The 11,864-nt window shown below is 70.0% G+C and carries 7 protein-coding genes; 1 reads left to right on the top strand and 6 read right to left on the bottom strand.

Translation table 11 applies throughout. From position 1 onward, the window contains the following. Window positions 1–165: 165 nt before the first annotated feature. On the top strand, window positions 166–1,179 hold the full coding sequence (locus CR470_RS10350) for a LacI family DNA-binding transcriptional regulator (protein WP_097867276.1): 1,014 nt from the start codon (window positions 166–168) through the stop codon (window positions 1,177–1,179). Window positions 1,180–1,251: 72 nt separating this feature from the next. On the opposite strand, the gene CR470_RS10345 is transcribed toward CR470_RS10350, so the two are convergent. The 6 genes from CR470_RS10345 to CR470_RS10320 all read right to left on the bottom strand — a co-directional run bounded on the left by CR470_RS10345 (window position 1,252) and on the right by CR470_RS10320 (window position 11,639). Then, window positions 1,252–3,528 (bottom strand): glycosyl hydrolase family 95 catalytic domain-containing protein, encoded by a 2,277-nt coding sequence (locus CR470_RS10345; protein WP_097867275.1) that lies wholly within the window; start codon window positions 3,526–3,528, stop codon window positions 1,252–1,254. Next, window positions 3,525–5,495 carry a beta-galactosidase gene (locus CR470_RS10340; RefSeq protein WP_097867274.1) on the bottom strand — a complete coding sequence of 657 codons (1,971 nt, stop codon included), beginning with the start codon at window positions 5,493–5,495 and terminating at the stop codon, window positions 3,525–3,527. Before CR470_RS10340 ends, CR470_RS10345 begins: the two co-directional genes overlap by 4 nt. A gap of 43 nt (window positions 5,496–5,538) precedes the next feature. Further along, window positions 5,539–7,782 (bottom strand): sialidase family protein, encoded by a 2,244-nt coding sequence (locus CR470_RS10335; RefSeq protein ID WP_097867273.1) that lies wholly within the window; start codon window positions 7,780–7,782, stop codon window positions 5,539–5,541. Between the two features lie 172 nt (window positions 7,783–7,954). Next, on the bottom strand, window positions 7,955–8,884 hold the full coding sequence (locus CR470_RS10330; RefSeq protein WP_097867272.1) for a carbohydrate ABC transporter permease: 930 nt from the start codon (window positions 8,882–8,884) through the stop codon (window positions 7,955–7,957). Then, the gene (locus CR470_RS10325) at window positions 8,881–9,936 is read right to left on the bottom strand and encodes an ABC transporter permease (RefSeq protein WP_179892202.1); all 1,056 of its coding nucleotides are present in this window, start codon (window positions 9,934–9,936) and stop codon (window positions 8,881–8,883) included. The genes CR470_RS10330 and CR470_RS10325 overlap by 4 nt, the downstream gene beginning before the upstream one ends. 35 nt (window positions 9,937–9,971) lie before the next feature. Beyond that, window positions 9,972–11,639 carry an extracellular solute-binding protein gene (locus tag CR470_RS10320; protein ID WP_097867271.1) on the bottom strand — a complete coding sequence of 556 codons (1,668 nt, stop codon included), beginning with the start codon at window positions 11,637–11,639 and terminating at the stop codon, window positions 9,972–9,974. Window positions 11,640–11,864 lie beyond the last annotated feature (225 nt).

Raw genomic sequence — 11,864 nt, 5'->3', positions numbered from 1 at the left:
CGTGCGTGGGGCATCCGCACGTCAGGCGCCGAAAGGCTCCAGCAGTGTCGAAGCGCTTCGATGACCAGCTCTGGACAGAGGCCTCGGGCCGGATTACTGTTCTGGCAACCTGCGGTTTAATCGAAAAGTGCACGATCGAAGCGCTTCCCAATCCTGGAGATCCTGATGGTCACCCTTGCCGACGTGGCGCAGCATGCCGGAGTTTCCGCCAGCACGGTCAGCTATGTCCTCAGTGGCAAGCGAACCATCTCCGAGGTCACCAAGCGCCGGGTGGAACGCAGCATCACGGAACTGGGCTACCACCCCAACGCGGGAGCCAGAGCACTGGCGAGCAGCAGATCCAACATCATCGCGCTGATGATGCCGTTGCGCACGGACATGTACGTCCCGGTGATGATGGAGATCGCCATCGCCGTCGCCACCAACGCCCGGGAGCACGGCTTCGACGTTCTGATGCTCACCGGCGAGGAGGGACCCACCGCCGTGCGCCGCGTGGTCGCCAGCGGCCTTGTGGACGCCATCATCCTGATGGACGTGGAACTGGACGACGCCCGGCTCCCCGTGCTGCGTGAGAGCGGCCGGCCCGCGGTGCTCATCGGTCTGCCCTCCCAGACCACCGGTTTCACCTGCGTCGATCTGGACTTCACCGAGGCCGGCGCCCTGTGTGTGGAGCACCTGGCCGAGTTGGGGCACCGGGAGATCGCCGTGATCGGCGAGGCTCCGGCCGTGTACGAGCGGAAGGCCGGCTTCGCGGAGCGTACGATCGACGGCCTGCGCGCCCGCGCGCACCGGCTCGGGCTGCGTGTGCTGCACCGTCCGTGCGAGGGCACGTACGCCTCGATGGCGAGCGCCGTCGGGCAGATCTTCACCGAACGCCCCGATGTCACGGGCTTCGTCGTGCACAACGAGCAGGCGGTGGAACCGCTGCTCAGCCTGTTGCGCCAGAACAGGCGGGCGGTGCCCGAGGACATCTCGGTCGTCGCCGTGTGCCCCGAGCAGGTCGCCCTCCAGGGCTCGGTCCGTCTGACCTCCGTCACCATCCCCGCGCGGGAGATGGCGCGTCAGGCCGTCGACCGCCTCATCGCCAGGATCGAGGGAAAGGCCGACGACGAGGTCGTTCTCCTCAAGCCGGAGCTCGTCGTCCGCGCGAGCAGCGGGTCGGCGCCCGTCAGGGGATGACGGGCGCGGTCCCCCGGTGCTCGCCGAACCGGTACGCGGTGCGTCGCGTGGGGTTGCTCCCACGGGGTGGGGTCATCTCCTGCCGGGGAGGGAGAGCACGTGTTTCTCGGCGGCGACGAGGGTCAGTGGGCAGGGGACGCCTCCCGCGACCACGTCGATCGTGCGGTCGCTCGACGGCCACAGCACCGCGGTGGCGTGCTCTTGGGACCACCGCAGGTCGAGTCGGGCCCCGAAACGCGTTCGGATGCCTCGCAAGGTGCCTTCGGCGCACTCGCGCGGCACGGCGGGCAGCAGCACCAGCCGGCCGGGGGACGACTGGACCAGGCACTCGATGAGCACCGCGGGCAGGGCGTGCGCGGCGTCCGCGTTGTACACGTCCCGCCCCGGGTAGTGGGCGCTCATGAGTGAGTCGTGGAAGTAGTCGCCGTGCAGCACGTGGCGGAGTGCTCGGCCCGCCCGTTCCTCGTCGCGCAGCCGGGCGGCGACGAGGGCGGTGTGCAGGCGGCCGTGCGCCGAGTCGTTCTCGGTGCCGCGTAGTTCGAGCGCACGGTGGGCGGCCGCCGCCAGGGCGGGCGTGTCGTGGGGGTTGATCTCGTCGAGCGGCCACACCGGGTAGAGGTGGCTGATGTGCCGATGGTCGTAGGTGTCCTCCAGCTCAGGACCGGCCCATTCGGCAAGTGCTCCGTCCTCGTTGACCCGGTACGGAGGAAGCCTGGCCGCGAGGGCTCGCCAGTGCGGGGCTCGGGGATGATCGGGCCGGAAGTCGGCGGCGGTGGTCAGGGCGTGCCGGGCGGCGGCGATGTCCATGGTGGCGTCGACGGTGCCCCAGCTGGCGTTGGCGGGGCGGTTCTCGGGCGAGTACGAGGGGACCACCGCCACGGGGGCGTCGGGACCGCGGCTGACCAGGAAGTCCTCGTAGAACTCGGCCACCTCGACCAGGGCGAGCGGGAGCCAGGGGCCGGGCAGGCCACCGGTGAGGACGTCGTCGACCAGGGGGTGGAGCAGCCAGTCGGCGCCCGCGGTCCACAGGTGCAGGGGGTAGGCGCGTTCGAAGTGCCGGGTGTGGCCGCTCTCCCCGTCGGTGTGGGAGGGCGCGACGACCCCGCGTGCGCCGAAGAGCTCACGAGCGTTGTCGCGCCAGTCGGCCAGTTGACCGCGTACGAGTTCCGCGTGGGCCCGGGACACCTCGGGCAGCGCCCCGGCGGCGGCGGACGCCACCTGCAGGTTGAGGTTGGCGTTGGTGGTGAAGGCGCCGGACCAGGCGGTGTTCCAGTCGCCCGTCCAGAGGCCGGTGAGACGCGGCGGCAGCATGCCGCTGGACGACAGGAGGTGGTAGCGGCCCGCCGCGAAGAGGCGTTCGAGAAGCGCCGGGCTGTCAGGACGGCGCAGCAGCGCGGTGCCCGGCAGTTCCCTCTCCGCCGGGTCCGTCGTCAAGGTGAGTTCGGCACGGAGGTAGGCACCACGGTGAGCAGGCAGGTGTCCGGCCAGAAGCCGCGAGTACGCCAGGTCGACGGCATTGCGCTCGTGCGGGCGGGGAGGGGCGGTCCTGTCCACGCCGACCGGGTCCGCTTCGAGCAGGGCGCCCAGCGCACAGCCGTGCGCGGGGCCGGGGTCGATTCCGGCAGGATGCCGCTCCACCCGGGTCAGCAGCAGTATCGCGGAGGCTCCGGTGACCCGCAGCAGGTCACCGGCCGCGTCCGCCCGGCCGTCGGGGACGACCACGAGGGTCGTCCCCGTGAAGGCGGTCCGTCCGTTCCCGTACTCGGTGCGCAGGCTCAGTACCGCCCGGGTTTCCGGGTGCCCGTTCTTCTCGCACACGACCGAGCGGGAGAAGCGCAGCCCGTCAGGCAGCCCGGGCAGGCGCTCGTCGAGGCGGACCTCGGCGCTCAGTCCGCCGGGCCGGCCGGACACCCGGTGGACGATCACGTCGTCGGTGCGTGAGACGAAGACGTCGCTGCGCCAGCCGCCGTCCATCGCGCTCACCTGCCCGCTGGTGAAGTCCACCTGCCTGCGGTATCCCGGTTCCCCTGCCGCGTCGCCGCGTCGTACGCGGACCTGGAAGGCGGGGTGGAAGGGCTGCACCCACACGTGCGGGTACCCGGCGCCGAACTCCTCCGCCGCCCTGGTGTCGCCCGCCAGCAGGGCGGCCTGAAGAGCGGGGAGTCCGGCGGCGAGCGCCGGAGGGCCGAGCGCTTCGCTGCCGTTGGGACGGACCAGGGTGTGGTGGTTCACGACGACGCGTTCGTCGGCCGGGTCTCCGAACACCATCGCGCCGTGTCGGCCGTTGCCGCTGAGGAAGGCGTCCTCCCACCGTCCGGCGGGCCGCGGCTCCCACGTCCCGTGTCTCACGCCAGGACCGCCACGCCGTGGCGCTCCAGGCGCACGGAACCGTCCACCCGGTCGCCCGTGATCAGGTCCCGGCACGGGCCCGGCACGTCGACGTCGATCGGCCCGGGGGCGTGGTTGAGCAGGAAGAGCACGTCACCGCGGCGGATCGCTTCGAGGCCGGGTGGCCGGTTCTCCAGGACGGGACGGGCGCCCGCCTCGCACGCCACGTGGGCGAGCAGTTCGCGCAGGGCTGTCGGCTCGGGCAGTGTGGAGACGTACCAGGCACGCCCGTGGCGCAGCACGGCGGGCATGCCGACGAGCTCACCGCTTCGGTAGGTGGCGACGGTCTCAGCCGCGGACAGCTCCAGTTCCTCCGACCAGAGGGTCCCCTCGAAGGGGTGGACGCCCTCGCATGCCACCTTCTCGCCCGCCGGCAGCGGCCACCACTCGTGGACGAGACGGATACCGAACAGATCGCGCAGGCGTTCGTCCATGCCGCCGGGGCGGATACGGTCGTCCTGGTCCGCGGCACCGGTCATGAACCCGCAGACGAGTGTGCCCCCGCCGCGTACGTAGGCGACGAGGTTGTCCACAGCGGTGTCGGTCAGCAGATACAGGTGCGGAACGACGATGAGGCGGTAGGCGTCCAGGTCGTGTTCGGGGTGGGCGAAGTCGGTGGTGACACCGGCCTCCCACAGGGCGCGGTGCCAGGCGCGTACGACGGTGGGGTAGTGCACCTCGCAGGAGAGGCGGCCCTCCTGTTCGTCGGCCCACCAGGAGTTCCAGTCGTGGAGGATCGCCACCTCCGAGGTTACGTGTGTGCCGGCGACCCGCTCTCCCAGCCGGGACAGTTCGGCACCGATCTGTTTGACCTCCTGGTAGGCGCGGCCGTGTTCACCGGCGTGGGAGACCATGGCCGAGTGGAACTTCTCCGCTCCCTGTCGCGACTGTCTCCACTGGAAGTGGCAGACGGCGTCCGCACCGCGGGCGACGGCCTGGAGAGACCAGAGCCTGCCCAGGCCACGGGGCTTGGGCACGTTGACATCGCGGAAGTTCACCGCGCCCGCCGCCTGCTCCATCACCATCCACGGTCCGCGGGCCTGCGAGCGGGTCATGTCCTGGATCATGGCTCCGTACTGGCCGGCGTGCGGGTCGGTGGGGTCCGGGTAGATGTCGACGGAGACGACGTCCTCCTCCTGGGCCCACCTCCATGCGTCCTGGCCGGTCCAGAACGGCATGAAGTTGGTGGTGACGGGGATGTGGGGGGTGCGCGCGGCGACGATGTCGCGCTCGGCGGTGTAGCACTCCAGGAGGGCGTCGGAGGTGAACCGCCTGAAGTCGAGCGTGCAGGCGGGGTTGCGCAGGTACTGGGCCTTGCGCGGTGGGATGACCTGCTCCCATGTGTCGTAGCGCTGGCTCCAGAAGGCGGTGCCCCAGGCCTCGTTGAGGGCGTCGATCGTGGTGTACCCGCGGCGCAGCCAGCGGCGGAAGTGCCGTGCCGTCTCGTCGCACCAGCAGAAGGTGCAGTACTCGTTGTTGATGTGCCACATGCGCAGGGCCGGGTGGTCGCCGTAACGCTCGGCGAGGTCCTTCGTGATGGCCGTCGCGTAGGCCCGGTAGACGGGTGAGCTGGGGCAGAAGTGCTGGCGTGATCCGTACCAGATCGTGGATCCGTCCTCGCCGCGCGGCAGTGTGTCGGGGTGGAGGGACCCCATCCACGCCGGCGGTGAGGCGGTGGGGGTGGCGAGAACGGCCCCGATTCCGTGCTGGTGCAGCAGGTCCATGAGCCGGTCGAGCCAGCCGAGGTGGCGTTCTCCCGGGCGGGGTTCGATCGTCGCCCAGGAGAACACCCCGATGGTGACGGAGGTGACCTCGGCCTCCTTCATCAGCCGCATGTCCTCGGGCCACATCTCCTCGGGCCACTGCTCCGGGTTGTAGTCGCCGCCGAGGAGGACGCGGGATCGGGTGGCGTCGTTGAGAGAGGGCATGCGAGGACTCGCTTCGTCTCGGAGGTCGGAGTCGTCGGAGAGGTCAGACGGGGTCGGCGTACTGGACGCCGCGGCCGTTCGTGCCGAGGTAGACGCGGCCGTGGATGCGGGGATCGCCGGTGATCGTCTCGCCGATCCAGCCCCATTGGTGGGCGTCGTCGTTGACGCGGGTCCAGGAGGCGCCCTCGTCGTCGGAACGCAGGACGGCGGTGATCTGGTCGGTGGCGCCGACCTGGAAGATCGTCGGGTGGTCCGCGCCGGCCGCCGCCTTGCCGAAGCCCAGGGTGTAGGAGGCCCAGCAGCTGTCGACCTTGGTGAAGGTGGCGCCGCCGTCGACGGATCGGTACAGGCCGTTCCACTTCGCCGAGAGCCAGAGGTGACCGCTTCGGCCGGGGGTGACGGCCAGGCGGAACTGGCTGTCGCCCGCCGGCAGGCCGGTGGCGGCGGCGGTGAAGGTCCGTCCGCCGTCGACCGAGCGCACGACGGTACCGTTCACCGTGTCGTAGGCGTAGAAGCGGCGCGGGTCCCACGGGTCGGCGACCGGCGTGCCGCCTCGGGGGAAGGTGGGCACCTCCGCCCAGGTGGCGCCGTTGTCGGTCGAGCGGTGAGTGGCGTACGTGGAGCCGTCCCAGTGGACGAACGACCACAGCAGGGTGTCGCCGTCCGCGCTGGTCGCGATGGGGCCGGGAGCCGTGCTCGCGATGTCCGGCTGGCTCGCGAAGGGCTTCCAGCTCTGGCCGCCGTCGCCGGACCAGGCGCCGTTGCCGCTCGATGACCATCCCGTCCGCACGACGTAGGAGGGCCGGCGGTCCGCCATCGCCAGGCCGGTGGAGGTGCCGAAGAGCGGGTTGGTGGCCATGCCGCGGGGAGGCGAGGCGGTGAGGGAGTCGTGGTACATGACACCGATGTCGGCCAGACCGCTGATCAGGTGTGCTCCGCCTTCGGGAGGGGAGATCAGCTGCCGTACGGCGCTTTCCTCCAGGCCGCGGATCTCGGGAGCCCAGTGGACCAGGTCGCGCGTGCCGTAGAGGGTGGCGCCGGTTCCGTAGACGATGTGGCGGGAGTCGAAGGGGTCGATGGCGACCGCCTGGATCCACCAGCCGAACTTGGGCCTGGGCTCGCCCCACCGCAGGTAAGGAGTCTCGGAGACGTCCAGGACGGCACGGTCCTTCAGGGATTCCCAGGTGCGTCCGCCGTTCGTGGAGCGGAAGACCGTGTCGATGTCCGCCCAGCGGTTGTTGGTGGTGACCACCAGGGTGCCGGGCCGCTGGGAGTCGACCGCGACACCCCCGTATCCGAACGTGTCGGGTGATCCGTCCGAGGTGGTGCCACCGGGCCGGACCGGGGTGATATCGCTCCAGGCTCCCGTGACGGTGTTCAGGGCGTGCACGCTGCCGTCGCTCTGCCCGTTGGGCCCGGGGGCGTCGGCGTAGGTGACGTGGAGCGTGCGGATCGCGGTGTCGTACGCGGCCCGGACGGGCACGCGGGCCGCCACGCCTTCCGGCTGTCCCGGGACGGGCTCCCAGGTGGCGCCGGAACGCCTGCGGTACAGGGCGGATCCGCCGTCGGCCCATCCCGCGTACAGCGTCCGTCCCGCGGCGACGAGGAGGGTGATCCCCTGTCCGTCCGCCACCGGCTCGGGTCCGAACCCGGCCCGCGCCCAGGTGGCGCCGCGGTCGGCGGACTTCCACAGGCCGTCGTGACGGGTGCCGAGCCAGAGGGTGTCGCTGTCGGCGGGGTCGACGACGAGTCGCTCGCCGGTGCCGCGCCCGTCCTCGTTGGCCCCGAGCTTCACCGGCAGATCGGTACGCGCCCAGGTGGCCCCCCGGTCTTCCGAGCGCAGCACGGCTCCGTCTTCCGACCAGCTCTGCGCGTACGTCCCGACGGCGAGGTAGAGGCGGTCGGGATGGTGGGGATCGACGGCCATGGCCTCGACGCCCAGCAGGTTCCAGTCGTCCCAGCCGAGGTGGTCGGTGAGAGGGACCCACGCCCGCGTGCGGCTGTCCCATCGGTATGCGCCACCGATGTCGGTGCGGGCGTAGGCGAGTCCCTTGACGCGGGGGTGGAAGAGGACGCCGGTGACGAAACCGGTGCCGCCGATGACCGCGGTACGCCAGCGATGCCGCTGGGCGGCACCGGCCGCATCGGAGGGCTCCGGGGCGGTGTCGGGGGTCACCGGTGCGGCGACGGCGCCGGCCGCGGACAGCGCGGGCCAGGCCGTCAGACCCGTGAGCACACCGGCGGTGAGGACCGTGCGCCTGCCGGGCTGATGTTCGCGTATGGACATGACGAAACCCTCTCTTCGTGGGGCCGTTGCGGTGCGGAGCGGTGTGTCCTCCCGCGGTCGGGGACGGACGGACACGGCGGAGATGAGGGGCTGCGCGGCGGACGGCGGCTCGGGCGGAGGAAGCCACCGGGCCGCCGGGCGACGGCGTCGTGGACCGGAGACGCCATGGGTGTCAGCCCTTGACCGCGCCCGTCAGCATGCCCTTCTTGAAGTGCCTCTGGACGAACGGCGACAGCACGGCCACCGGCAGCAGCGCGAGCACCATGACAGCCATCTGGATCGACAGGGGCGAGAGCCGGCCGGTGTTGATGGCCTGCGCCAGGCCCGTGGGGCGTTCCTGCTTGAGAACCAGCTGCATCATCACGTTCTGCAGCGGCATCATGTTCTGGTCGCTCAGATAGATCGACGCGTTGAACCAGGCGCTCCAGTAGCCGACGGCGTAGAAGAGCGCGATCACGGCGAGGACCGCGCGCGACAGCGGCATGATGATCGTCCACAGGATGCGGACGTCGCCGGCGCCGTCGATGCGGGCGCTGTCGAGGAGCTCGGGTGCGACGCTCATGAAGAAGGACCGCAGGACGAGGATGTTGAAGACGCTGACCGCGCTGGGAAGGATCAGGGACATGTAGGTGTCGGTCAGCCCGAGCCCTTGCACCAGCAGGTAGGTGGGGATGAGACCCGCGCCGAAGAACAGGGTGGCGAGAAGGGTCACCAACAGGGGCCTGTGCAGCAGTGATCCGCTGCGTGAGAGGCCGTAGGCGCACAGGACGGACACGGTCATGCTGAAGACCGTGCCGGTGGTCGTGACTCCCACGCTCACCAGCGCCGCTCGGGTGACCTGGCCTCCGCCGAGCAGTTCCTGGTAGGCCACGAAAGTGATCTCGCGAGGGACGACGACGAGCCCGCCGGCCTGCGTGATGGTCTTCACCGAGGACATGCTGGTGACGATCACGATCCACAGGGGAAAGAGGATCGCCGCGCAGGCGAGTACGAGCACCGTGCCCTTCGCCGCCAGACCTGCCCGGCGCGGCTCCTCCTCCCACACCGGCCTCAGCCGGCCGCGGGTTGCCCCGGGACGCGTGGAACCCCCCACGGTGCTCATCGCTTGTACACCCCCTGCTCGCCCATCATGTGGGCGACCTTGTTGGCCGCCAGTACGAGACCGAGGCCGATGATTCCCTTGATGATTCCGACCGCTGCCGCGTAGCTGAAGTCCCCGTACTGGATACCGACGTTCCAGACGTAGGTGTCGAGGACTTCGGCAGCGGCCGGGCCGACCGCGGTGCGCTGGAGGAGGATCTGCTCGAATCCGACGGTCAGGGCATTGCCCACCTGCAGCACCAGCAGCAGGGCGACCACGGGACGCAGGGCCGGCAGCGTCACGTGCCACATCCGCCGCCACCGCGAGGCGCCGTCCATCGCGGCCGCCTCGTACAGGTCGGGGCTGATGACGGAGAGCGCCGCGAGGAAGACGATGACGCCCCAGCCCGCGTCCTTCCAGACCATCTCGAAGGTGACCAGGAACGAGAACAGGCCGGGATCGGTCATCAGGTCGATGCCCTCGTAGCCGTGCTCGCGCAAGGTCTGGGCCAGCATGCCGGCACCGCCGAACATCTGCTGGAAGATGGTGACGACCAGCACCCAGGAGAAGAAGTGGGGCAGATACAGCACCGCCTGCGCGACGGCGCGGACCCGGGGCCGGACGAAGCTGTTGATGAGCAGCGCGAGCAGGATCGGCACGGGGAAGAACAGGGTGAGCTGCACCAGGAAGATCGTCAGGGTGTTCTCCAGCGCCTGCCAGAAGAGCCGGTCCTCCAGCATGCGGCCGAAGTGCTCGACGCCCACCCATGGACTCTCGCGGATCGCCTGCAGGGCGTCGTCCCCGAGGTAGGGGTCGTAGTCCTGGAACGCCACCACGTTGCCGAGCAGAGGCACGTAGTTGAAGACCAGGACGAGCAGGACCGCGGGGAGGGTCATCAGGATCAGCGTCCGGTCGCGACGCAGTCTGATACTCCAGTCGATGCCCCGGGAGGCGCGGGAGGGGGCGTCCGCCCGCCTCGCTGTGTCCGTGTCCTCGGCCGGGCCGGAGCGGGCCGGCACCTTCTTGCTGTCGTCAGCGGCGCGTTCCGGGCCCGCCACCTTGCTCTGCGGCACGTTCTCTCTCCCTGTTCCCCCTCGGGCCGGTGCGGTCAGGACGCCTGGTCGCCGGCGTCGTCCAGGAGCTTCCGGTACCAGTCGCGCAGTTGGTCACCACCGCGGGAGCGCCAGTCCGACACGGCCTGCTGCATGTCGCTGATCTTCTTCCGGCCGCGCACGATGTCCTTCTCCAGGTCCTCGAACTGGCTGCTGAGCTCGGCCCAGCGGTTCGGCTCCTGGACCTGCATGCCGTAGAAGAGGGGCCGGGTGACGAACGCCCCCATGCGCTGCTGCCAGCGGACCATCCCTTCGGCCACGTCAGGGTGGTTGGGGTAGGCGAAGAACTGCTGAGGGCTCGCGACGTACTCGTAGGTCGCGAAGACCTCGTTGTTGCCGGCCTCGGTCTTGGTGATCTCGTCGCCCTTGAGCGTGTGGTGGAGCCCTTCCACGCCGTACGCCTTGAGGCGCTGTTCCTTGGTGCCGTACGGGGCCGCCGTGTAGTTGGCGATGGCGAGAACGTCTCGGATCGTCTTCTCGTCGGCGTTCTTGTTGACGAACGCCCAGATGTTGGAGGGCGACCCGGCGTGGAGACGGGGCTCGCCGCCGTCGTGGTGGAAGTAGTCCATGGCGGCCATGGAGAAACCCGGGCTGTCGCCCCGCTGGACGACGGTCTTGCCGTACCAGTCGGAGATGTCCGCGTTGTACATCCACACCCGGCCGGCGGTGAAGAGGTTGCCGATGTCTCCGCTCTCGGCCTTGGCGTCCGGGTGCACGAATCCGGCGGAGTAGAGGGAGCGGGACCACTCAAGGGCTTCGAGGTACTCGGGGGTCTCGATCCGGTGGACCAGCTCGTCCTCGACGAGCTTCCAGCAGACGGGCTTCTCGTCGAGGACACCGAAGAACTTGTACGCGGCCCAGGTCATGTCGCCGCAGGCCCAGACCCTGCTCCTGGCGGAGGTGATCTCCTTGGCGAGGTCGAAGAACTCCTGGGTGGTGGTGGGCGGCTCGTACCCCTTGGCCTTGAAAAGGTCGGACCGGTAGAAGGGCGCGATATTGGGGATGTCGCTGGCCGGCATGGGCAGGCCGCGGAGCTTGCCGCCGAAGACGGCCCGCTGCCAGGCGTTGGTGGGGATCGCCGCCAGGTTCGGGTAGTCCTTGACCTTGTCGCCCGACAGGTACGGGCCGAGGTCGGCGAACTTGTGGTTGATGGCGCTGGGTATCTTGCCGCCCAACTCCCAGGCGGGAACCACGACGACGTCCGGGACGGCGCTGGAGGCGAGGACGGCTCCGAGCTTCTGCCCGTAGGTGTTGCCGTCCTGGTTCTGCCAGTTCACCTTCACGCCGATGGCCTCGTCCATCGCCGACCAGTACGGGTTGTCGTCCTTGGGGGACGTCCCCCAGAGCGGAGCCATGATCGTGACGGTGCTGCCCTTGCCGAGCTTCTCGGGCACGGAGACGGCCAGTTTCGAGGCCGGCAGCGCGGAGGTGAAGGCCACGGCCGACCCGTTCGTGCTCGGCACGTCCGGCTTCACGACGTCGGACCCGACGAAGGCCGGGAGGACGCTCCGAAGCTTCTTCCCCGTGGTGGCCCCGTCGGCGCGGCTGCCGCCGGACGAACCGCTGCACGCGCTGAGCAGTGGCACACCGCCGGCGACGGCGATCGCGGCGGCCGCGGTGGAGCCGAGGAACGTTCTCCGGCTGGGAGCCTTGGTGTCGGGCATGGCAGAGCCCCTTTCGTCACGCGAGCAGCCGGCGGGCGTTCGAGAGCGGCCGTACGCATGCGGGTCGGCGGATGAGGCGAGCGGGGACACGCGAAACGGGGAGTGGTCGACCGACCCGCTTCGTCGAAGCGCTTCGATGTTGCAGCGAGGTTAAGTGAGGAAGACAAGCCGTTCAAGAGTCGCCCCGGAATTCTTTCGTTTCGCTTCTGTTGCTGACCCTGCGAC

Source organism: Streptomyces sp. rh34, assembly GCF_002551245.1.
Lineage (GTDB): Bacteria > Actinomycetota > Actinomycetes > Streptomycetales > Streptomycetaceae > Streptomyces.
This window is presented reverse-complemented; position numbering and strand designations above follow the sequence as displayed.

Bases quoted from the DNA above. Each gene is read 5' to 3' on its own strand.
- CR470_RS10350 (WP_097867276.1), top strand. From the start codon at position 166: ATGGTCACCCTTGCCGACGTGGCGCAGCATGCCGGAGTTTCCGCCAGC.
- CR470_RS10340 (WP_097867274.1), bottom strand. From the start codon at position 5,495: ATGCCCTCTCTCAACGACGCCACCCGATCCCGCGTCCTCCTCGGCGGC.
- CR470_RS10335 (WP_097867273.1), bottom strand. From the start codon at position 7,782: ATGTCCATACGCGAACATCAGCCCGGCAGGCGCACGGTCCTCACCGCC.
- CR470_RS10330 (WP_097867272.1), bottom strand. From the start codon at position 8,884: ATGAGCACCGTGGGGGGTTCCACGCGTCCCGGGGCAACCCGCGGCCGG.
- CR470_RS10320 (WP_097867271.1), bottom strand. From the start codon at position 11,639: ATGCCCGACACCAAGGCTCCCAGCCGGAGAACGTTCCTCGGCTCCACC.